We start from the raw sequence: 22,039 nt of genomic DNA on the forward strand, positions 1-22,039 counted from the left end.
CCAGCGTTCATCCTGAGCCAGGATCAAACTCTCATGTTATAGTCTTTGACTTAACGAGGTTGTTCCGAGTTTAGTCGAAACATACAGCTTTTTACTTAGCGATGTTTCCCACGAGCTTAGTCAAAAGCCGTTTCCTCTGTTTGAACCAGGTTCGAAACTTAGCTTGGCTAATTTTTAAACCGTTTTACTGTTCTTTAGGTTTTGTTCTGAATGTTCTCTCGAACCTCAAGGCTTAACCAAAAGCCTGTTGTTCTTAGAATTTTCAGGGTTTTACATACTGTTCAGTTTTCAAGGTTCGTTGTTGTTTGTTCTCAACAGCAACTCGTTTATCTTATCACAACTTGTTGTGTTTGTCAACAACTTTTTTTATTTTCTTTTTGGAAGCTTTCCGAAACCCTTTCAGATTTCCCTTAAACTTCCGTGCCGCTCTCAGCGACGCGTTATATCTTATCACAACTTCGCATCCGTGTCAAGCACTTTTTTGAAGTTTTTTAAGATTTGTTTTTCATCTGCCGCTTCGAGGATATCCCCTCAGAAGTTCTCTGTTTTTCAGGGCAGATGACTCTGCGTATGTCTTACGCTGGACTAAACTATACCACCGCAGGCAGAACTTGTCAAGGAAATTTGTATCATTTTTTTAAACAATTTTTGAGTTTTCTTTCCAACTACCATATATGCCCATTTTTTTGCTCTGCTTCTACATCTTGTGGTCCTGGAAAATAATTGAATTTAAAGGCTTTTCAGAATAATTGTATTAATTGAATATAAAATATATATTGTTTATTTAATTTTCTTTAGCCCTGTTCTGTACTTTAGCTGCCCTCCCTTCTCCATCAGGCATTGGAACCCTCCGATTCCATACAGCTATTATTCTCCTGCTCTTTTCCTTTTATTCACAGATTTTCCTTTTTAATTTGACTGTATCTGTCACCAGGATATGGTGCCTGCCAAAACTGCACGGCCTTGTACCGTCATGAAAAAGCTGCCTGCCTTGCAAGAACTTGGTTCCACGCAAAGCAGGCAGCTTTCTTCATTGCAACTTTTTTCATTACAGCTTTCTTCATCACAGTTTTTTTGCTTTCTGTGACAGCCTGTCACTTCCCCTGCCGCCTTAAAAGATTCCGGCGATCAGCGACATGACGAATTTGGCCAGCAGGTTATTGTCATACAGAAATGACAGCCAGGAGCTGGACTCTATCATCCGGTTCAGATTCATTCCCCACTCTGTCGTGGAAAAGGCGGTAATCAGCAGAAACGCAAGCCACAGGAAGATCAGTCCCTCCGCGCCGCCCAAAGCGGCGCCGGCCAGTTTGTTGACCCCCGACAGTATGGGCAGCCGGGCCACGATATCCAGACATTTCGCAATGATTTCCAGTGCGCCGAAAATGACAATGAACAGCAGAATATAGACGGCCAGATTCATGATCTGGCTGACCAGGTATCCTGTTACATATCTGGAAAAGGTGTCTACTCCCATCAGGCTGTAAACCTCATGATTGTTGTTTTCCAAAAGCTCTGCCTTAAACAGCCCAGGCAGCTCCAGCTCCTCGATTTTCTGTCTTTGGGCCGCCGGAGTGTCTGCATCAGCGCTCTCGTCCATGCCAATCGCCTGGCGCACCGCCTCCTCTACAGTCTGGTAAACCTCTGTGTTATTCCTGAGATAGGAGGTCACCTGGGGCACAGCCATATTGACAGCCACCAGCGTCACCACCAGGGCGACAGCAGAGACTGCCATCCGTATAAATCCTCTGTAATGTCCTATTAAAACCATGGCAGCAAGATAGACAGCTGCTGCAATCGATAACCAATTCTGCATATTTAAACTTCCTTTCAAGGGAAGGAACAGGCCTTATTTCCTTCCTTACAGCACCAGCCTTTCTATAATTTCCGCCACCCCATCTGCATCGTTAGACGGCGCAATATATGATGCACATTCTTTTGCCAGAGGGCTTCCGTTCTCCATGGCCACACCGACCCCGGCCAGCTCCATCATACTTCTGTCATTTTCCCCGTCACCGAAAGCCATCGTCTGGCTTACCGGAATTTTAAGCCGATCGGCGAGAAGGCGAATGGCGTCCCCCTTTGTGGCCCCCTCCCCGTTAATCTCCAGATTGTTGGGCATAGACGAGGTCACAACGAGCCCCTCTATTTCGGCCAGCTCCCGGCGAACCCTCTGCTTCGTCTCCCTGTCACATCCCTTAAAGTAAATATTCATTTTATCGAGAAGAGGCTGCTTTTTTGCCAGGTAGTCCTTTAACGACGGCAGAGGATCTCTCGTCTCCCGGATCAGCCTGCAGATTTCCGGCCGGATCTCATAGTACTCCAGGGTGTCAAGAAACCGCCGGTCCGCCTTTCCTCGCCCCTCTATATAACAGTCGTACATAAGAGTAAAGTCCTCGATCCGGTCAATCACCTGCATTGCCTTCTCCCAGAAGAGTCCCCTCCGTTCCAGGATCTCTCCCGTCTCTGCATCCTGGATACACGCGCCGTTTGTCAGAATCGTATATTTTATCCCATCGAGCATACGGACAGGCTTCGGGATTCCCTCGAACGTACGCCCTGTGCACGGCACGATATATATTCCCCTCCGGATGCACTCCTCCAGCGCCCTCTTATTGCGCTCTGAAAGCCTCTTATCGGAGGTCAGAAGTGTTCCGTCCAGGTCAAGGGCAATCAGTCTGATGTTCATAGCTGTCCTCCATTTTTCTTCACAAAAGAGTTTCCTTATCAAATAAATGCCCCTCCCGGGCCGTACAGGCCGCAGATGGGGCATCTTCTGTATTCGATTCCTATTGTCCTTCTGTATCAGTCGAAGAAATGCTTCTCCTTTAAAATCAGAAGTCCGTCCTTGTCATATTTAGATGAGAAGAATCCTCCGAAGGAAGGCTTCTCTGCGCGGTCTGCAGCTTCCTCAATCAGATCTTCTGCGGTTTCTCTGGTCAGAGGAATACCATCCTCCTCCATCATCTCCGCCCGCTCATACAGGGCCAGCATACTTTTTCCTGAGATGCTGCAGTCAATTTCAGATGCATATTTGCAGGCATACTGGGCAAATTCCTCCACATCCATCTGGCGGTCATCGCCCTCTTCCCCGTAGTCATCCTCATGTCCGTCCTTATCCCATTCATCCTCATAAGGCTCCTGATAGCCGTCCTCTTCATCCTCGTCCCGGTAATCGTCCTCATAATCAGAGCCAGGCCTTTCATCTGTATGGTAGCCCTCGCCGGGATAGTATCCATCTCCGTTCTGATAGCCGTCATCGTCTCTGCGGTCTTCAGCCATGTCATACTCTTCTTCCCTGTAACCGCTTTCTTCTGTATAGTCTTCCTGTCGGAAGCCGTCATTAGAGCGGCTATACTCTCTGTCTGCCTCTCCGGATGTGCCTGCGGCCTGCTCCATTCTGGCAGTTTCAGCGGCATATTCTGCCAGGCGCTGTCTTTCGAGCTCAGCATCAATCTCCGCCTGGCGGCGTTCCTCCTCGCGCTGGCGCTCCTCTTCCCTGCGCTTTAATTCCTCCTGCTCTGCTCTCTTTCTGGCGGCCTCCGCTTCGTATTCCTCTCTCCTGCGCTCTTCTTCTGCCTGAGCTTCGGCAATCCGCCTTCTCTCCTGCTCTGCCTCATACTCTGCCTGACGGCGGGCAGCCTCTGCCGATGCAGCGGCCTGTCTTCTCTTTTCTTCCTGCTCCTCCTGATCCTCTGCTCTCTCAGAAGCGCGGCATCCGATATACTGGAATTTATCTGCCAGCTCCGGGTTTCCATTGTGCAGGCGCTCCATCCTGAGCGGCGTGTCAATCAGAACTACAATCATGCCGCTCTTGTCAGCCTCCATCAGCTCGCTGAGATCCCTGATGGAGAATTCATCCAGATCTGCGGCGTGCTCCACGATCAGATCCTTGCCCACCAGCCTGTCTGCCACCGAGAAAATCCCTCTTTTGTTCAGATTCTGGGCGCTGATTTTTGCAACCGGATTTTTTGTGCCCAGTTCTCTGTGAATTTTCTTTAAAGAATCAAGGGCCAGTGCCAGACCGCTCTGAGGATCATCCGCCTCAATCATCAGATGATTGCTCTCACTCTCCTCAGGCTCTAAATCCCAGTCCTCGATAATCGTCTCCTCTTCCTCCTCGTAGGCTCTGGCAATCTGTTCCATCTGCTTCTCCCTGGCTGCTGCACTCTCTGCCTGGTACGCATCAGTATCTTTCTGGGGCGCTGCGCTCTGCCCCTGAAGCTGGTCTCCTGCCCAGGCAGCTGCTCCTCCCTGGCCGGCTCTGAAGCCTTCCTGACGGCCTGTTTCCTCTTTGTCAGCACGGGCTGCCGCCTTATCCGCCTGAATTGTTCTTACAGCTCTGATCCCGGCTGTTGTTCCAGTCTCAGCCTGTGCTTCCCTGTCAGGGTCTCCGCCGCCCTGCTCCTGCATATCTGACGGCTGCCGGTTCATTCTTCTGATATCTCCCAGGACTCTCGTTTCTCCCACAGAATCTTCCTCATCCCGATACTCCTCCTTCGGGATCTTGGAGATCTCATTGGCCAGATCCTGCTCTGCCTGCGCCTCGTGAAGCTCTGCAGAGTCCAGACGGCGTCCGCCTCGTCTTCCGTGAGTCTGCTCCGCCTCGTCTTCCTCGGGCTCAAAATCCTGATCCAGATCGTCATCTCTGTCTATGCGGCGCCCTGAGCTGTACTCTTCCTCCACAGCCCTGAGCTTTTCCTCATACTTCTCACGGTTTTCCACCAGATCCATCTGGTACTTGGTCAGAGGCGCATACTTCTTTTTTAATTCCATGGCCTTGTCCACATATTTTCCCAGTCCGAAGAGAAGCATAATCTTGTCGCAGATACGAACGCAGTCCTCCTCGCGGCCGGCCTGCTGGTAAAGCTCTGCCAGCTTGTAAAGCCACTTCTCGTCTAACTCCTCCTGGCAGTAGCGCTCCAGCGACACAATCAGCTGATCCAGCGGCGCCTTCTTCGCCTCCAGAATCAGGTACCGCAGCAGATTCTGCCTCGGATCATCCCCGCACAGCTCGCAGAACTCTCTGTAGTACGCCTCGGCCTCAGGCACATTTCCCTCCCTGAGCGCAAGATCCGTCAGCTTAAACAGAAGTCCTCTTCCGCTTGGAGCCCGCTCAAAGGCAAGAAGCAGAATATCCTTGGCCTCCTGATACTCCTCATTTCTCTCATATACCTGTGAGATCGACGCCAGAAGACTGGTGCTGCGCACACGCCTCCAGTCAATTCCGTCGGCAATCTTCATCGCTGTCTCATAATCCCCTTTGTTTACCAGCTTTTTAATCTGTTCAACCTTTATGTTAAACTCGTACTTATCCATTTCTTTCGCATCTCCTAACGCCTGACAGGCAGGCTTTCCTACTTACAGCTCAGTTCTGCCTTCCAGCGCCCTGAGCAGAGTCACCTCGTCGATATACTCCAGATCGCCGCCTACGGGAACACCGCTGGCAATCCTAGTCACCTTGATCCCCGTAGGCTTTATCAGCTTGCTGATATACATGGCAGTCGTCTCTCCCTCAAGGCTTGAGTTGGTGGCAATGATTACCTCCCTCACCTCTTCCTTCTGCAGCCTGGTCATCAGCTCCTTCAGCTTAATATCGCCGGGTCCGATTCCCAGCATCGGAGATATAGCGCCGTGCAGAACGTGGTAAACTCCCTCATACTTTCCGGTCTTCTCATATGCGGCCAAATCCCTCGTATTCTCCACTACCATGATGATGCCGTGATCGCGCCTTGCGCTCTCGCAGATGGGACAAAGCTCCTTGTCTGTCAAAGTGAAGCACTCCCGGCAGTAACGGACATTTTTCTTGGCATCCGTGATAGCCGATGAAAGGCGTTCAACCTGCTCAGCCGGCATGTTTATGATGTGAAAGGCCAGGCGCTGAGCTGATTTGCTTCCGATTCCGGGCAGCTTTGACAGCTCCTCAATCAATTTTGTTATCTGACTGCTGTAGTAATCCATCTTAGAACGGGAAGCCTCCGCCGAGACCGCCTCCCAGGCCGCCAAGACCTCCTGTCAGCTTAGCCATAGCCTGAGAGCTGGCATCCTCCATCTGGCGGAATGCCTCATTCGTAGCAGCCACGATGAGATCCTCAAGCATCTCGATATCGTCCGGATCCACAACCTCCGGAGAGAGCTTCACAGAGAGCACTTCCTTTTTCCCGGAAACTGTAACCGTAACGGCTCCGCCCCCCGCAGACGCTGTGTACTCCTTCTCCTCCAGCTCCTTGGTTGTCTCCTCCATCTGGCGCTGCATCCTCTGCGCCTGCTTCATCAAATTTGTCATATTTCCGGGCATTCCTCCCGGGAAACCGCCACGCTTTGCCATGGTGTTTTTCCTCCTGATTTTTAATTTCTGTCTTTTATATTTTGTCTGTTTTATTTTATCTTCAGCATTTTGTTCAGCACTTTGCAGATTCAAAATGCTTTTCTCCCGTCTCTTCGTCAGCCTCTCTAAGGCTCCACCTCCACCTCGCAGTGGATTACAGCCAGATCCTCCTCGCTGACATAGGCTGTATTGACAGGGACCGACGTTTCCCTGAGATGAGCCTTAAACTCAATGCTCTTCTGATAGTTCTGCTCCACCAGAGTGCGAAGCTCAGCCAGAACATTCTCCCTGTTCACGATGGTATAGTAATTCACATCCGTGAATTCGAGGGAAAGGCAGCCTTCGCCGGACGGTCTTGGCACAGCCTCCTGAAGGGCCAGACGCACCGATCCCCCCATCTGCCTGGCTATTTTCCCAAGCTCCTTCTTTATCATCATCAGATCTTCATACTGGGCCTTGGGGAGAATCACCGTCTCAGCAGGCGGGCTGTCTGCTCCTGCTTTGCCGGATCCTGTACCGGCTCCGTCCCTGTCTGTGCCGGGGGCGCCTCCAAAGCCGGCTCCCATGGCGCCGTTCATCCTGTCTGCTGCACCAGCCTGACCGGCAGCTGCCAGAGCCGCCAGCTCCTGGGGAGACGGTATCTCCTTTATTCTGTTTTCCAGCTCTGCAATTCGCTGGAGCAAAGAGTCAAAATTCTGCTCCATGGAAGGCCTGGTCAGCTTAATAAAGGCAATCTCGAGAAGCACCCGTTTCTGGCTCGCATACCGCATCTGCCCTGAAAGCTCTGAAAAAATCCTGATATAGCGCATCAGCGTATCTGCGTCTGCCAGGGCTGCCTCCTCCTTCAAAAGGCGGATATTTTCCGCGGACATATCCAGCATATTCTCCGCATCGTCTGCCGACTGCACAATCAGAAGATTCCGCAGATACCAGACAAAGTCGTTTACAAACTGGGAAAGCTCTCTCCCCTGGATGATAATCTCCTCTATTCTGCAGATACAGTCCCTGGTTCGCCCCTCCACGGCGGCCCGGAACAGCTCTGAAAACACGCTGTTGTCCACAGCGCCCAAAACCTCCAGAACATTGTCATAGGTCAGGGTCTCCCCGAAATGAAAGGCCGCGCACTGGTCAAGAAGGCTAAGGGCGTCTCTCATGGAGCCGTCTGCCGCCTTCGCCACATACCGAAGGGCCCGTTCCTCCACTCCGATATGCTCTGCCTCTGTCAGTTCCCGGAGCCTGTCGGCAATCGTATCCAGAGAAATGCGCTTAAAGTCATATCTCTGGCACCTGGACAGGATCGTGATGGGAATTTTGTGCACCTCCGTGGTGGCAAGAATGAAAATCACATAGGACGGCGGCTCCTCCAGTGTCTTTAACAGAGCATTAAAGGCTCCTATGGACAGCATGTGCACCTCGTCGATGATATACACCCTGTATGTCCCCTCTGTGGGGGGATACTGTACCTGCTCCCGGATTTCGCGGATATTTTCCACGCCATTGTTGGACGCGGCGTCTATCTCCACCACATTTAAGGAGGAGCCCTCCATAATATGGCGGCAGGTCTCGCACTCGTTGCACGGGCTGCCGTCCACCGGATGTTCACAGTTCACCGCTCTGGCAAATATCTTCGCAATACTCGTCTTGCCCGTTCCCCTTGTGCCGCAGAACAGGTAGGCGTGGCCGATGCGGCCTGATGTTATCTGGTTTTTCAGTGTCTTTACAATGGGATCCTGACCCTTTACATCCTCGAAGGATACAGGACGCCATTTTCGGTAAAGGGCTGTATAGGACATGGCCTTTCAACTCCTCACTTTTTCATGGATCTATTTATCGCCGAAGCTGATTCCCACCGCCTTCGCCTCCCGGATCATGTCGCAGGACGGATCGACAGTTTTCAACTTTCCTGCAGCTTCAGACAGCGGAACTTTGACGATTCCGTTGTTCTTTACCGCTACCATGTAGCCGTATTCTCCCTTCTCTATCAGCTGTGCGGCGGATGCGCCCAGGCGGGTGGACAGCACGCGGTCATAAGGACAGGGCTCGCCGCCTCTCTGCATATGCCCCGGAACCGTGACGCGCACCTCCTGGCCTGTCTTTTCTGTGATCTTTGCTCCCAGCTCATAGGCGACAGAGGGGTATACCGGTCCCGTCTTTCTCTTCTCTTTCAGCTCTTTCTTTGTGAGGGCCGCGTCTTCCTTTGAGATGGCGCCCTCGGCAACTGCCAGAATAGTGAAATTCTTGCCGGCCTTCGTCCTCTTCTTAATGGCATCCACCACTACATCCAAATCATACGGGATTTCAGGGATCAGGATAATGTCGGCTCCTCCGGCGATTCCCGCGTGGAGCGTCAGCCATCCGACCTTGTGGCCCATTACCTCTACGATAAAGACCCGCCCGTGGGATGCTGCAGTTGTATGAATGCAGTCAATAGCGTTTGTGGCTACATTGACTGCGCTCTGAAATCCGAAGGTCATGTCCGTTCCCCAGAGATCGTTGTCAATGGTTTTTGGAAGGTGGATGACGTTCAATCCTTCCTCCCTCAGCAGGTTTGCAGTCTTCTGGCTTCCGTTTCCTCCGAGCACCACAAGACATTCCAGCTTCAGTTTATAATAGGTGTGTTTCATGGAGGCCACTTTGTCAAGACCATTCTCATCCGGTGTTCTCATGAGCTTAAACGGCTGCCTGGAGGTTCCGAGTATGGTTCCCCCCTGTGTCAGAATTCCTGAAAAATCGGAAGGCTTCATAATCCGATAATCCGCATACATCAGTCCTTTATATCCGTCTTCAAATCCGATGATTTCTACCTCGTCGTCGTAAGTCTTATAAAGTGCCTTCGCCACGCCGCGCATGGTAGCATTTAAGCTCTGGCAGTCGCCGCCGCTGGTAAGCATACCAATTCGTTTCATAATGACACACCCTTTCTGCTCTCACTTCTATCCTTTTGTATGGGTATTTCAGGTTACACTATACCCATTTTGTAATTATAATACAATCTTTTTCCGCGGGCAAGGAAAAAATCTTTACGGAAAACTTACTGAAAACCTTAACAGGCCAGTCTTCTGCGCCGGCAGCTTTTCTTCTCTAGCAGGAAACCAGACAGAGCAGAAAACCAGACAGAATTTCCGGCAAAATAGGAAAAGCCTCCGCGGCAATCTGCCGCGAAGGCTTAATCTCTGTATTCTCAGATTCCAGAGCAGGCTCTCCCGCTCTTAAACAAAGCTGTCAATTATTTTAATCCGCACATTCTGCTTTGAATGCTCCTCACAGACGTTACCCCCGCAGTTAACTCGGCCCAGGCGCCCTCACGGCACACAGGAGTTTCCACTTAGTGCTGCTGCATTCCTGCCCTGACACGGTTCATGGATTCCCATTGCGTAAGACCCAAGCTTCAACGCCACTTACGGGGGGCAGCTCTGCAAAAAAGCACCCGAGGCAGAATATCACCCCTGCTATAGCGGATTGCAGGTACAGGACACCGCTAACTTCCCGGCTGTGCGGAATCTTTATGACACAGTTATGATTTATTAACCAGTTCAGTATACATGGAGGATGTATTTTTGTCAAGGGCGTGTTTTTTCCGGACTTGCAGCGCTTCCGGGAAGAGTTCAGCCCGCCGGCTCCTGTTTCTCCCGTCCCTCTGCTTCAGCGGCCTCCTCCCGGAGAAGCCGCTTTTTCTCCTTCCCTTTGACCCTCAGCTCCCTGAAAAATTCCTTCAGCATAGAGGAGCACTCCTCCCCCAGAGTTCCCACCTCTGTCTCTGCCTGGTGGTTAAACCCCTCCTCGTGGAGCAGATCCAGCACAGAACCGGCACAGCCGGCCTTGGGATTCATACAGCCGATCACCACCTTTGGAATCCTTGCCTGAACGATGGCTCCGGCACACATGGGACAGGGCTCCAGCGTCACATACATGGTGCATTCTTCCAGCCGCCAGTCGCCTATGATCCGGCACGCCTTTCGGATGGCCAGTATCTCCGCATGGGCCAGAACATTTCCGTCTGTGGTGCGGCGGTTATATCCCCTTCCGATTATCTTTCCTCTATGTACAATCACACATCCGATAGGCACCTCCCCGAGAGCCCAGGCCTTCTTTGCCTGCCGGACCGCCTCTCTCATATACCGCTCATCTTCTGTCAGCTTTCTCATCTTTCTCTCCTGTCTGTTTTGGTTCCCGGCCGCGATCTCATCCCAGTATGTCCAGCCTCTTTCGCAGACACATTTTCCCGGTCGGCCATGGCAAAAAGGGGGCATGGAAGAGCCCCGCCCTGGCGCATGGTACCAGTATATCACAGGCACAGCCTGTGATCGCCATTCGCCGCTCGCTTGCGCTCATTATATCCTATCCTTCGGATATGACAGCCTCCGGCGGAATTTAGCGCCCGGCTTTCAGCAGTCAATGCTGAAACCGGTATGCGCAGATATAATGACTGCTTCGCAGTCATTATATCCTATCCTCTGTTTCTCTGGCAAGCCCGAAGAGAAAACTGACAGAAAGCCTCTGACAGGCTTTTGACGCCTCACGCAGCCTGAAACTTGCAATCCCGGCTCTTCTTCTTTATACTTACAGGTAGGTTCTGCCCACCGCTCTCCCCAGACGGGCATTTGCCGGTGTGCTCAGCCATAACTTTCAAAATCAGCGAGGTATCTGCCATGATCATATCAGGTTTACAGAAAACGACTCTTCTCGACTATCCGGGCCATGTGGCCTCCACGATTTTTTTGGGGGGCTGCAATTTCCGCTGTCCATTCTGCCACAACGGAGATCTGGTGAACGGTCCGTGGGAGGACCCCTTTGACCCGGAGGATGTCCTGGCTTTTCTGAAAAAGCGCTCCGGGCTTCTGGAGGGAGTCTGCATTACAGGCGGAGAACCCACTCTTCAGCCTGATCTCGAGAAGCTGATCCACAGCATACGAAGCCTCGGCCTGTCTGTCAAGCTGGATACAAACGGCTACCGCCCTGATGTTTTAAAGGATCTCTGCCGCAGAGGGCTGATCGACTATGTGGCCATGGACATCAAGGCCGGCCACGGCAATTACGCAGCCGCAGCCGGCCTTCCGGGCATCGATATGGGAAAGATAGAGGAGAGCGTCTCCTTTCTGCTCTCAGGTTCTGTCGCCTGTGAATTCCGCACCACCGTCGTAAAAGAACTTCACTCAGAAAGTGACTTTTACGATATCGGCAGATGGATTCAGGGCTGCAGAGCCTACTATCTGCAGAGCTACAAGGATTCAGAGCAGGTTCTCGTTCCAGGGTTTTCCGCCTGCAGCCGCGAGGAGCTTCTCCATTTTATGGACATTGTGCGCCCCTTTGTGGAAAATGTGGAGCTCAGGGGCGTTGACTATTAAAGCACCTTTTGCTCACTCACCTACACGGATATCCGTATACCAGTACCCGAAGCAGTCATCTCCGGATGGCTGCTTTTTCGACAGTACGAAATCAGGGAAGCCAAACATGGAGGCCATGTATTTTTCATTTGGATGGTAATGGCCGGGAACTCCCAGCAGATACCTCGGCTCTCCATCCGGATTTTCCAGCCTGGCCAGAATCAGATAACGGTAGCTGTAATAGCCGTGAAGCAGAAAGCTGTTGTTTCCAAACACCCATACCTCTCTCGGAAGCAGGCCGATATCCTGAGGCTTAATGGTCAGGATTTCGCAGCCGTCATCGTAGTCAAAAGCCAGAATCTTCGGATACTTTCTGCGAAGTCTCGCCCACATTCTCTGGTGGCTCAGAATATCCGGCTCCTCCAGCTCAAGGGGCGTAAATTCTTCCGCCTCCCGGGTATGGCTTCCCTTTTCCTCCCTTTCTCTGCCTGTCTGTCCGGATTCCTGAGTCCGGTCTGCTCCCGCGCCGACTCCATATATCACCTTGCCGTTCAGCTGTCTTGCCCATTCTCCCGCGCTCATACTCTCCTGGGGTCTTTTCCTGGAACGGGGCCTTCCATAGGCAGCCTGTTCCCTTTGTTCTGCCAAAGGCTCCCTGGCACTGTCCCTGCCTTTCCCGGAAGTTTTATTTATCACAGGAGCTCCACTGACCGGAGGCACGGATCTTCCAATCAGGCGGGCTCTGATCCCCCTCTGCAGCTCCCCCGCCGCCGGGCCGACGGCCCGGCGGCCCGGCATGACAACGAACTCCTCTGAATAGTTTCTGCTCTCTCTCCGCTCAGGCGCAGCCTCCATCTGCCTCACGATTTCACCGTCTTCTTTTCTTACGTCCTTCTCCCTGTCTGCTCCCTTTGCCGCGGCCGCTTCCTCATTCCGGATATGCTCCTGCTCCTCACACTTTTCATCTGGCCCGCCGGCTTCTGCTGTCTGTCCGCCGTCCTGGGTCCGCACACTCTCTGCCTTTTCCTCATCCTCCTCTGTCCCCCCTGGACTCACCGGCTCTCCCTCTGTCTCCTGTACGGTCTGGTCTTCAGGCTCATCCGGACTGCCCCCGGCATCTTTCTCACCATTCACCGAATCCCGCTCACCTGCGGCGAAAGGATCTGTCTCCTCTCTTTGAACGCTTTCCTGAGTCCCGTCTCCCTCTTCCGGCCCCGGCTCTGCCCCCCTGCTCTCAGCGGCAGCCTCCCTGGCAAGCTCCTTTTCAATCTCCCCGGAAATCGGAAGAACCAGCTCCGGCAGCACCTTGGCGCTCTGGTTTTCCTCTTCTCTCCTGCTTTTCTGCACATTTTCAGCCGTCACTCCCGCCAGGTCCACAGCCGCAGCGTGAGCCACCGCATCCTCCCATACGGTTGTATAGGTCCGCCAGCCGCTCTCCACGTCATGTATCGTCAGCCCGTAAAATTCCTCCAGGGTTTTCTGGCTTCCCTCCACATTGCCGACATCCAGAACAGCCCGGAATTCTCCTGCTCCGTTTCTGGCAAAAAGCGTTCCTATTCTGAGTTCTCCGTCCCCTGACAGAAGGTAAACGCCCAGCGGATTTCCGCCCACAAAGATTTTCTTTACATTGACCGTAAGACGGCATTGGCCGTTTCTCGTCTCCAGCTTGGCGAACCCTGTGTTTTTCCCCTTGATTCCGCCTTCGTATGTATAAATATATGATATTAGCCGCTGATAATTAGACATGCCATCACTCCTTTGCTATCTATTGTATGCAAAGGGAAAAGCAATCTATGACTGATGTTTGAAATTTTGCTGCGCGGCGGGTCGCAAAAGCGACATTTTCCTTTTCGCCGCAGTGCGATCCTCGCGGAGCGTTTTTATATAACAGAGAACGAAGTTTCCTGTTATATAAAAAAAAGAGCTCTGCCAAAGCAAAGCTCTCATCTCAATGCCGCAGACCGGAATCGAACCGGTACGAAGTTTAACCCTCGCAGGATTTTAAGTCCTGTGCGTCTGCCAGTTCCGCCACTGCGGCATCCCATATGGTATCCCGTTTTGGGAATCAGCATCCTTGTGCTGAAATGGATGGAGGTGGATTCGAACCACCGAAGCGTGTCGCAACAGATTTACAGTCTGCCCCCTTTGGCCACTCGGGAATCCATCCAGGCTGATTTGTAACCGTGTTAGATAATAACACAATTTTATCAAAAAATCAAGCACTTTTCAAAATAAAATAGTAACCGTTCAGCCATGGGGAAAGCTTGGGCAAATTTTTCTTTCTGCAGGAGGCTCCATCCATCGCTTACGCCTCATCCTCCTGTTTTCTCTCTGCCACCAGAACTATACTTCCCCGGGCCGGGACAGAAATCCTTGCCATCCCGTCCTTCACCTCATAGATGATGCGGCCCACATTATAGCCCTCCTCATAGGTCAGCATCCGGCGGTGAAGCTCCATCTCGTCTGTAATTCCCGCCTGCCAGACAGGAATTTCCGCCACTTTTTCCTCCATGGCAGTATTGACAGCCACCACTGCCCGGCTCTCATTTTCCCGCCGCTCTCTGTTGAACTGCTCTGACAGATGCCCTGTATCCCCTGTATCCAGACAGGAAAAGTCTGCTCTGGCAAAGCCCCTTCCCAGAGCCTGTGCATGACTTCCGGGCTTCCAGCCCTCCACCACCCGGGCATAGGCGATCAGATCCTGTTCTGCCAGCAGCTTCCTCACCGATCCCTTCCTGAAGGCTGGATACCGCTTATGGATTCCTGTCATATACCGGTGGAACTCGATCAGCTCCTGATCTTCTTTCCCCCAGGGGTAGGTCCTTCTGTTGTCCGGGTCCGTCCAGCCGCAGAGTCCCGTCTCGTCTCCGTAATAAATGGTGGGCGCTCCCGGCCAGGTCATCAGCATCACCACTCCCTGGCGGAATATGCCGTAGCTTATGCCCTCTGACGCCGCCTGGGCTCCGGCGCTGGTAAGGCGTCCCACCCGGCGGTTTGTCCTGGTCATAAACCGGGAATGGTCATGGTTGGAGAGCTCATTCATAGCCGCCTGGATTGACTGAGGCTGCATCCTGCACATATGGTAGCGCATCATGTCGAAAAATGCCGCGCCGTTTCCAAAAAGGCTCTCATTCGCCTCATCGCTGTGCTTTTCCATCCCTGTCAGAAACCAGGAAACAGGCTCCATAAAGGCGTCGTAATTCATCACCGTGTCCCACTGGCTGCCATCCAGCCAGCTGGACGGATCGCCGTAGTGTTCTGCCAGGATCACAGCTTCCGGGTTAGCTTTCTTCACCGCATCCCTGAATCTTCTCCAGAACTTATGGTTGAACTCACTGCTCCTGCCCAGGTCTGCCGCCACGTCAAGGCGCCAGCCGTCAGCGTTAAAGGGAGGAGACACCCACTTTCTGGCCACATTCATAATGGCCTCGCAGAGCTTCTCCGATTCTTCATAGTTGAGCTTGGGCAGGGTCGAAAAGCCCCACCAGCCGTCATAGCTGTCATTAAAGGGCCAGCCGTCCTTATTGTTGAATTTGAAATAGCTCCTGTACGGGCTGTCGGCCGAAACATAAGCGCCCGGCTCATAATTTCCCTCGTGCTGGTAAAGCAGCTCTGCATCCATCCACTTGTTAAAAGAACCGCAGTGGTTGAATACGCCGTCCACGATCACCCGGATCCCCTTTTCATGTGCAGCCTCCACAAAGGCGGCAAAAAAATCGTCGCTGGCCTTTAAGTTTGTCATGTCAGCCGTTCTGGTGGCATATTTGCCGGCCATGTCATTGTCCATGTCGTTGGGGTCCACCAGCAGATCCAGATCCTCCGCGATGACTCCGTAGTGAGGATCGATGTGCTCATAATCCTGGCAGTCATATTTGTGATTGGACGGGGAAACAAAAACCGGGTTCAGATAGATACACTCAACTCCCAGACTTTTCAGATAATCAAGTTTATTCCAGACTCCCTTCAGATCCCCTCCGTAGAACCGGCCCACATCAAGGTTCTCCGGAAGCTCCTCCCAGTCGGAGACTCTCTGAACAGGGCTTCCGATATAGATATATTCATTCGTTTCCACATCGTTGGTCGGATCACCGTTGCAGAAGCGATCCACATAGATCTGGTATATAACGGCGCCCTTCACCCACTCCGGCACGTGAAAACCGGGGATAATCTCAAATGCATAGGAGGCATCCGCCCTGTCCTCCGGCCCCAGGCGGTTGTAATAACAGACTTCACTGCCCAGGCGGATCTCAAAGCAGTAGGAAACGGGACCTTCCCCCAGCTCCATCGTTATCTCATAGTAGTCAAACCGTCCTTCACTGAACACGCGTCTCATGCGCCTTCTCACCTTTGTATCAGGCTCTAAATAAAAAACAGAGTCTGCATTGTCCCGCCCTGTGCGCAGCCTGAAACACACGGTATCCCCCGTATCCGGCTCATAGGGACTCCTGTAGTCCTCCGTCTCATCACAGAACAGCGCTTCCCTGTTAATCTTCATCATCATCATTCCCTTACTCTCTTCCCTGCGCCTTCAGCCGTCCGGCCAGCTTCAGCTGCATCCGCCTGTCCGCCGCGCGCTCAGGTAAGCTGCTTTTTGTTATCTTTTTCTATATTTTATCCCATCCTATGCCAATACACAACAGAAAAGAAAGATTTAAAGAAAGTAAAAGCAGCCGTTCAGACTGCTGCCGCAGAGCGGGAGACTGAATGACTGCAAGTAAAAAGGCCAGCGGGGTAAGCTGGCCTTTTTAGGAGAAGGTATTTCGTTTTTATGGGGTGTAGCAAAAACTATATAATGTATTGGGGGGGGTTACGTGTATTATAATAGCATAGGCGATAAAATAAGTCTGCACAAACATAAAAGAATTTCAAAGGCTTTTTTGTGCATATCGCGAACCGCTGCCAAAACCCCGGAAAATATCAGCCGCCATTTCGCACAAACGATCAAAAAGTCATCCGAAAACACCCTGTTTTCTGGCATTCTGCTCCGTCTTTTCACTGTTTTCCACAGTCTCGTCAAACAGCTCCTCAAACTCAGCCTGACCGATTTTTTCCTTTTCGAGAAGCAGGCTGCTGCACCGGTGAAGAACCTCCTCATGCTCCATGATAATCTCCTTCGCCTTCTTGTAGCACTCGTCAATGATGCGCTTGATCTCCTCGTCAATCTTTGTGGCGACCTCCTCGCCGTAGCTTCTGGCATGGGCCAGATCCCGTCCGATAAAGACCTCGCTGCTCTCATTTCCGTAATTGATCATACCAATCCGGTCAGACATACCGTACTCCGTCACCATGGCCCTGGCTATGGCCGTAGCCTGGCGGATATCCTGGGACGCCCCGGCAGTGATGTCGTCAAACATCAGCTCCTCGGCAATTCTTCCGCCCAGGGATACCATGATCTGCTGGAGCATCCTGCCCCTTGTAATATACTGCTCATCCTTCTCCGGCAGAGGCATGGTGTAGCCTCCTGCTCCCGTTCCTGTAGGGATAATGGAGACGGTGTGCACCGGGCCGACCTCCGGCAGCACGTGGAACAGAATTGCGTGGCCTGTCTCGTGGTAGGCTGTGATCTTCCTGTCCTTCTCCGACATAATCCGGCTCTTTTTCTCTGTTCCGATTCCCACCTTGATAAAGGCTCTGTCAATATCGGCCTGGACAAGATATTTCCGGTTCTCCTTCGCCGCATTGATAGCCGCCTCATTCATCAGGTTTTCCAGATCAGCACCTGTAAAGCCGGCCGTAGTCTGGGCCACCCGGTGCAGATCCACGTCATCGCCGAGAGGCTTTGACTTGGTGTGGACTGCCAGAATCTCCTCGCGTCCTCTGACATCCGGCCTTCCCACTGCCACCTTTCTGTCAAAGCGCCCCGGTCTCAGAATAGCCGGGTCAAGGATATCCACACGGTTCGTTGCAGCCATCACGATAATTCCCTCGTTCACTCCGAAGCCGTCCATCTCCACCAGAAGCTGGTTTAAGGTCTGCTCCCTCTCGTCATGGCCGCCGCCCATACCTGTTCCTCTCTGGCGGGCCACTGCGTCAATCTCGTCAATAAACACAATACAGGGTGCATTTTTCTTCGCGTCTTCAAACAGATCGCGGACACGGGATGCGCCTACTCCCACAAACATCTCCACAAAGTCTGAACCGGAGATGGAGAAGAAGGGAACGCCGGCTTCCCCGGCAATGGCCTTGGCCAGAAGTGTCTTTCCCGTTCCAGGCGGGCCCACCAAAAGCACTCCCTTGGGGATCCGGGCGCCGACGCCTGTATATTTCTGGGGATTTTTAAGGAAATCCACAATCTCCTCAAGCTCCTCCTTCTCCTCATTGAGCCCCGCCACATTAGTAAAATTCACCTTGCTGTCTCGGGTCATCCTGGCTCTGCTTCTGCCGAAATTCATCATCTTGGCGTTGCTTCCGCCTGCATTTCTGGTATTCATAAACATAAAGAATGCCACCAGAATGGCAGCGGAAAGGAGAACCGGCAGGATGATGTTCAGCATACTGTTCTCTCTCGGGATATCGTTTACCTCATAGGGAATCCCCTCTTTCTGAAAATCCGAGGCAAACTGGCTTACACTCAGGACGTTTACCTCCTCCTGCTCCCCGGATTTCATCCAGAGCTTGAGCCGCCCAGTATCATTTTCCGCGTTCGGTAAAATCAGGGCTCTCTCTATGCTTCCGTTTTCAAGCGCCACCATCACATCCTGCTCTGTCATGGCCTCATTTCCCAGAAAGCTGTTCGGCGTCTTCATCCAGATCATACCGAGCATAAAAAATGCCAGTAAGAGGAGGAGAAATCCTCCAAATGGCTGTCTCTGTTTCAACGGTCTTCCTCCTTATACTTCCACCACGCCGATGTACGGCAGATTTCTATATTTCTGATCATAGTCCAGTCCGTAGCCTACGACGAACTCGTCCGGAATCGTAAAGCAGGTGTATTTTACCTGAACCTGTTTCTTCACTCGCCTCTCCGGTTTGTCAAGCAGCGTACACAGCTGGATGCTCTTTGGATTTCTCTGCTTCAGCACCTCGATCAGATACGCCAGTGTGCGTCCGGAGTCAATGATGTCCTCCACAATGAGCACATCCTTGCCCGCCAGAGGCTCATCCAGATCCTTGACAATCTTCACGATTCCGCTGGACTCTGTGCCGGATCCATAGCTGGAAACAGACATGAAATCCAGGGACACCTCCAGGTCAAGGCGTTTTGCCAGCTCGCAGGTGAAGAATACTCCTCCCTTCAGAATACAGATCAGGTGAACCGGACGGCCCTTGTAATCACTGCTGATCTGAGCAGCCACTTCGCTGATTCTTTTATTTACCTCTTCTTCTGTCAATAAAACTCGGATTTTGTCAGCCACAGTTTGTACCTCCATCTAAATGTACTTTTAAGATTCTCTTAGTCTGTTCCGTTACCTTATAGTATTCGCTGATCCTTCCCCCTATCATCCACAGGACATGGTTTCCCTCAGCCAGGAGGGGAATGCTCCCTCTCATTTCCCGGGGAATTTTTTCATCGATAAACAGGGATTTCAGGCTCTTACGCCCCCCTCCCTTCAGGGTAATGTAATCTCCGGGAAGGCGGTATCTGACAGATAACGTATCTTTTATTTTATCATAGTCAAACCATTTCGTATACCTGTTTTTGGGAATTTCGGCCTGATTTTCCCGGGGGATTACTTCCATAGAAAGGCGGGGAAGACCGTCCTCCGCCGCTGCCCTCTCCTTTTTTTTCAGAACCAGATTTTCATAGACCCGCTCTGCCCTCACGCCTCCCGGCAGATCCGCCCCTGCCCCTGTTCTCCCGTCCAGCAGAGACAGGATGGACTCAATATGGGAGGCGTCGATATTCCTGAGGGGCCAGCCAAGTTCTGAAAATGCTTCCCGGATCACATAGCCCTGTTCAATATGCGCCAGACTCCCGAGGGCTGAAACAGGGACAGCCAGCATCCGGCTCTTCTCCAAACAGGATTCCTTCCAAATTCCCTCCTTCTTCAGGAACTCCCCGGCCCTCTCCCGAAAGAACTGATCCGCTTCCCCTATGATCTCCCCGGCCCTTAAAATATGCTCCACTGCCCCCCGGTTTACCTCCTGAACCGCCATGGGAAGAATCTGATTTCTGAGCCGGTTTCTCGTGTAATCGTTCAGAAGGTTTGTGGAATCCGTCACATAGGAGAGGCCTTCTTCCCTCAGATATTCCAGAATCTCCTGTCTGGAAACACATAAAAGGGGCCGGATCACCCGCCCCCGTACCGGCGCAATTCCGGCCAGCCCCCTGAGGCCGCTTCCGCGAAACAGATGGTAGAGTATGGTTTCCGCGCTGTCATCCCCGTGGTGGGCCACTGCTATGCGCACAGGAAGTGCCGCTCCTTCCTGCTCCCGCTCCTCCTCTTCCCACCTGGCCGCCTCCTGCTCAAAGGCCTCATACCTGAGAAGCCGGCCTGCTTCCTCCTCGGAGATCCGGCGATTTTGCGCCTCCTGATGCGCGTTTTCCATTTTTAAAATAAAGGGAATGTCCAGTTTCCTGCACAGCTCCCGGGAAAAATCGGCATCTCTGTCTGCCTCCTGTCCTCTCAGGCCATGGTGGACATGCACGGCCCTCAGCCGTATGGAAAGGCTGCTTCTCATATCTGAAAGAAGGCTCAGAAGGCAGACAGAGTCCGCGCCTCCGGAAAGGCCCACCACCACCCGCTGCCCGGCTTTCAGCATGCCGTTTTTCTCCATGTATCTGGAAACCTTTTCTCTCATCCTATCCCGTCCTCTCTCCTCTTTCGTTCCGTCTCCTCTTTCATTCCGTCTCCTCGTTCCGTCTGCGGCCCCTCATCGTTCCATCTGTTTGCCGCGCCTACTTTCCGAACACTCCGCCCACCAGCACTGTCATATCATCTGCCGGGACAGAGCAGAAGGACAGGGCAAACTGCAGAATTTCGTCTGCCATATCCTGGGGGTTCTGAACGTCCAGCCCGTTTAGGAACTCGCAGAACGTCTGCTCCTTGTCCTCCCCCGGCAGGGCCTCAAGGATTCCGTCGCTGACCATGATAATCCTGTCATTATCCCACAGCTTCCTGGACAGGAGAATCGGCTCCACCGTATTCATAATTCCCATGGGGACATTTCCCGACTCCAGAAGCTCCACTCCCTCCCGGCCCATAATAAAGGTACCCACTGCCCCCAGCTTCATGCTCTCTAAAACCCCCGTGCACAGATCAATGCAGCACAGGTCAAGCGTCGCCGGATTCTGCTCCATCCCTGCCAGCAGAAGTACGGTATTTACCAGCTTCAGGGCCGCCCTGGCGGAGAAGCCCGTTTCCAGAAGCTGCTCTGTCAGCTCTATGACACGGCTGCTGTCGGCTGAGGCCGCCGGCCCGCTCCCCATTCCGTCCGACAGGCTCATGATGACCTGATGAGGCAGATTTTCATTAAAGGTGAAGCTGTCGCCGGAGATCAGCTCTCCATTCCTTACCGCCCTGGCGACTCCGTGGATCATCTGGTATTTCCCCTCCTCCACAAAGCGGAAGGTGCCTGTCCTCTTTGTGATAATGCTCTTGCTGTCCCTTGCGATGCCGAATCTGCGTCCTCCCACCGCTCGGGTCAGAATGTCCGAGGCATCTCTGGAGGTCACACACCTGCCGCCCAGAGTTCTCACAGTCAGATACGCCTCCCTCTGCTCATTCTCATATTCCAGTATCAGCATATTCTCCACCTTCATGTGGTGGCGCCTGAACAGATACCGCACGCTGTCCTCATAGTTTCCTGTAATATCAGCCGCCTGCTCCATCTGGCCGGAAAACTCCTCGAGAATGGACGCCATCTCACGAAACTGCACAATCACCGCGTCCCTGCTCTCCAAGAATCGGTTTTTCCAGGTGAGATTCATGGTGGCCCGCCCCAGATTCCTGTTAAGCTGACTTAAGTACTCCTCCCTCCTGCGGCAGGTTTCATTGAACAGCCTGGGCATGTCCTCCTCGTCCACCTTCCCCTTCTGCTCAAACGCCCTCAGAAGGTAATACAGATAATAGCTGTCCTCCTTCTGTCCTGTCTCATACAGATTGCATTTGCTGCAGTCGCCGCACACCATGGCCCCCGCCGTCTGCATGGCCGCAAGGCCGTCCTCAAAGCTCAGCTGACGCTTTGCCCCCACCTCGTCCGTAAAGGCTCTGGCAAGGCCGCTCAGGGAGCAAGCCATCTCCCGAAGCCGCTTCGCCGTGTAGACATTCACATCAGCCATATCTCTATGTATTTTCTTTCCAAGCATAAAAATCCCCTCCTGACCTGCGTGAACCCTATTATATACAGGCCGGAGGGAAATATTTGTCAAATCTGCGGCGTCTTTTGAAAAATTTAGTGACAGGATTCTCTCCTGTTCTGCCTGGACTGCGCAATTTCTGCAATC

The 22,039-nt window shown here is 52.5% G+C and carries 15 protein-coding genes, 2 tRNA genes and 1 other RNA gene; 1 reads left to right on the forward strand and 17 read right to left on the reverse strand.

What is annotated here, in order from left to right:
- Positions 1-1,111 precede the first annotated feature (1,111 nt).
- From DW757_RS04415 to tadA, 9 genes are all read right to left on the reverse strand, one after another.
- A complete protein-coding gene (locus tag DW757_RS04415) occupies positions 1,112-1,816 on the reverse strand; it encodes a CvpA family protein (RefSeq protein WP_008396734.1) in 705 nt (234 codons plus the stop codon).
- Between the two features lie 45 nt (positions 1,817-1,861).
- Positions 1,862-2,689: a Cof-type HAD-IIB family hydrolase gene (locus DW757_RS04420; RefSeq protein ID WP_021965757.1), complete on the reverse strand. Its 828-nt coding sequence runs from the start codon at positions 2,687-2,689 to the stop codon at positions 1,862-1,864.
- A 116-nt stretch (positions 2,690-2,805) separates the two neighbouring features.
- On the reverse strand, positions 2,806-5,319 hold the full coding sequence (locus tag DW757_RS04425; RefSeq protein ID WP_008396736.1) for a hypothetical protein: 2,514 nt from the start codon (positions 5,317-5,319) through the stop codon (positions 2,806-2,808).
- A 42-nt stretch (positions 5,320-5,361) separates the two neighbouring features.
- Positions 5,362-5,961: a recombination mediator RecR gene (recR, locus tag DW757_RS04430; protein WP_008396738.1), complete on the reverse strand. Its 600-nt coding sequence runs from the start codon at positions 5,959-5,961 to the stop codon at positions 5,362-5,364.
- A 1-nt stretch (position 5,962) separates the two neighbouring features.
- Positions 5,963-6,328, reverse strand: a complete 366-nt coding sequence (locus DW757_RS04435; protein ID WP_021965759.1) for a YbaB/EbfC family nucleoid-associated protein — start codon at positions 6,326-6,328, stop codon at positions 5,963-5,965.
- A 125-nt stretch (positions 6,329-6,453) separates the two neighbouring features.
- Positions 6,454-8,121 carry a DNA polymerase III subunit gamma/tau gene (gene dnaX, locus DW757_RS04440; RefSeq protein ID WP_118751084.1) on the reverse strand — a complete coding sequence of 556 codons (1,668 nt, stop codon included), beginning with the start codon at positions 8,119-8,121 and terminating at the stop codon, positions 6,454-6,456.
- A gap of 30 nt (positions 8,122-8,151) precedes the next feature.
- On the reverse strand, positions 8,152-9,234 hold the full coding sequence (locus DW757_RS04445) for an ATP-dependent 6-phosphofructokinase (protein ID WP_008396742.1): 1,083 nt from the start codon (positions 9,232-9,234) through the stop codon (positions 8,152-8,154).
- 330 nt (positions 9,235-9,564) lie between these two features.
- Positions 9,565-9,826, reverse strand: an RNA gene (ffs, locus tag DW757_RS04450) — signal recognition particle sRNA large type.
- Between the two features lie 107 nt (positions 9,827-9,933).
- Complete coding sequence (gene tadA, locus DW757_RS04455; RefSeq protein ID WP_347476054.1) at positions 9,934-10,464, reverse strand: tRNA adenosine(34) deaminase TadA; 531 nt, start codon at positions 10,462-10,464, stop codon at positions 9,934-9,936.
- 513 nt (positions 10,465-10,977) lie between these two features.
- Between tadA and DW757_RS04460 the strand changes: the two genes are divergently transcribed.
- On the forward strand, positions 10,978-11,673 hold the full coding sequence (locus DW757_RS04460; RefSeq protein WP_008396750.1) for an anaerobic ribonucleoside-triphosphate reductase activating protein: 696 nt from the start codon (positions 10,978-10,980) through the stop codon (positions 11,671-11,673).
- A 12-nt stretch (positions 11,674-11,685) separates the two neighbouring features.
- Here the strand turns inward: DW757_RS04460 and DW757_RS04465 are convergent, their stop codons facing one another.
- From DW757_RS04465 to DW757_RS04500, 8 genes are all read right to left on the reverse strand, one after another.
- Entirely contained in the window at positions 11,686-13,398 is a 1,713-nt protein-coding gene (locus DW757_RS04465; protein WP_118751085.1) for a hypothetical protein, read from the reverse strand.
- Positions 13,399-13,604: 206 nt separating this feature from the next.
- A tRNA-Leu gene (locus tag DW757_RS04470) sits at positions 13,605-13,690 on the reverse strand.
- Positions 13,691-13,737: 47 nt separating this feature from the next.
- A tRNA-Tyr gene (locus DW757_RS04475) sits at positions 13,738-13,819 on the reverse strand.
- A gap of 138 nt (positions 13,820-13,957) precedes the next feature.
- A complete protein-coding gene (locus tag DW757_RS04480; protein WP_015544058.1) occupies positions 13,958-16,156 on the reverse strand; it encodes a glycoside hydrolase family 13 protein in 2,199 nt (732 codons plus the stop codon).
- Between the two features lie 445 nt (positions 16,157-16,601).
- Positions 16,602-18,416 (reverse strand): ATP-dependent zinc metalloprotease FtsH, encoded by a 1,815-nt coding sequence (gene ftsH / locus DW757_RS04485; RefSeq protein ID WP_118751169.1) that lies wholly within the window; start codon positions 18,414-18,416, stop codon positions 16,602-16,604.
- A gap of 66 nt (positions 18,417-18,482) precedes the next feature.
- Positions 18,483-19,007: a hypoxanthine phosphoribosyltransferase gene (gene hpt / locus DW757_RS04490; RefSeq protein ID WP_021966825.1), complete on the reverse strand. Its 525-nt coding sequence runs from the start codon at positions 19,005-19,007 to the stop codon at positions 18,483-18,485.
- The gene (gene tilS / locus DW757_RS04495; RefSeq protein WP_118751086.1) at positions 19,000-20,394 is read right to left on the reverse strand and encodes a tRNA lysidine(34) synthetase TilS; all 1,395 of its coding nucleotides are present in this window, start codon (positions 20,392-20,394) and stop codon (positions 19,000-19,002) included. Before tilS ends, hpt begins: the two co-directional genes overlap by 8 nt.
- A gap of 97 nt (positions 20,395-20,491) precedes the next feature.
- Positions 20,492-21,901: a SpoIIE family protein phosphatase gene (locus tag DW757_RS04500; RefSeq protein WP_008396759.1), complete on the reverse strand. Its 1,410-nt coding sequence runs from the start codon at positions 21,899-21,901 to the stop codon at positions 20,492-20,494.
- Between the last annotated feature and the right edge of the window lie 138 nt (positions 21,902-22,039).

Source organism: Clostridium sp. AM29-11AC (assembly GCF_003480545.1).
GTDB classification, from domain to species: domain Bacteria; phylum Bacillota; class Clostridia; order Lachnospirales; family Lachnospiraceae; genus Otoolea; species Otoolea saccharolyticum_A.

What these genes read in the sequence shown, in the direction of transcription:
- DW757_RS04415 (WP_008396734.1), bottom strand. Translation starts at nt 1,816, where the DNA reads ATGCAGAATTGGTTATCGATTGCAGCAGCTGTCTATCTTGCTGCCATG.
- DW757_RS04420 (WP_021965757.1), bottom strand. Translation starts at nt 2,689, where the DNA reads ATGAACATCAGACTGATTGCCCTTGACCTGGACGGAACACTTCTGACC.
- DW757_RS04425 (WP_008396736.1), bottom strand. Translation starts at nt 5,319, where the DNA reads ATGGATAAGTACGAGTTTAACATAAAGGTTGAACAGATTAAAAAGCTG.
- recR (WP_008396738.1), bottom strand. Translation starts at nt 5,961, where the DNA reads ATGGATTACTACAGCAGTCAGATAACAAAATTGATTGAGGAGCTGTCA.
- DW757_RS04435 (WP_021965759.1), bottom strand. Translation starts at nt 6,328, where the DNA reads ATGGCAAAGCGTGGCGGTTTCCCGGGAGGAATGCCCGGAAATATGACA.
- dnaX (WP_118751084.1), bottom strand. Translation starts at nt 8,121, where the DNA reads ATGTCCTATACAGCCCTTTACCGAAAATGGCGTCCTGTATCCTTCGAG.
- DW757_RS04445 (WP_008396742.1), bottom strand. Translation starts at nt 9,234, where the DNA reads ATGAAACGAATTGGTATGCTTACCAGCGGCGGCGACTGCCAGAGCTTA.
- DW757_RS04460 (WP_008396750.1), top strand. Translation starts at nt 10,978, where the DNA reads ATGATCATATCAGGTTTACAGAAAACGACTCTTCTCGACTATCCGGGC.
- DW757_RS04465 (WP_118751085.1), bottom strand. Translation starts at nt 13,398, where the DNA reads ATGTCTAATTATCAGCGGCTAATATCATATATTTATACATACGAAGGC.
- DW757_RS04480 (WP_015544058.1), bottom strand. Translation starts at nt 16,156, where the DNA reads ATGATGATGATGAAGATTAACAGGGAAGCGCTGTTCTGTGATGAGACG.
- ftsH (WP_118751169.1), bottom strand. Translation starts at nt 18,416, where the DNA reads ATGCTCGGTATGATCTGGATGAAGACGCCGAACAGCTTTCTGGGAAAT.
- tilS (WP_118751086.1), bottom strand. Translation starts at nt 20,394, where the DNA reads ATGAGAGAAAAGGTTTCCAGATACATGGAGAAAAACGGCATGCTGAAA.
- DW757_RS04500 (WP_008396759.1), bottom strand. Translation starts at nt 21,901, where the DNA reads ATGCTTGGAAAGAAAATACATAGAGATATGGCTGATGTGAATGTCTAC.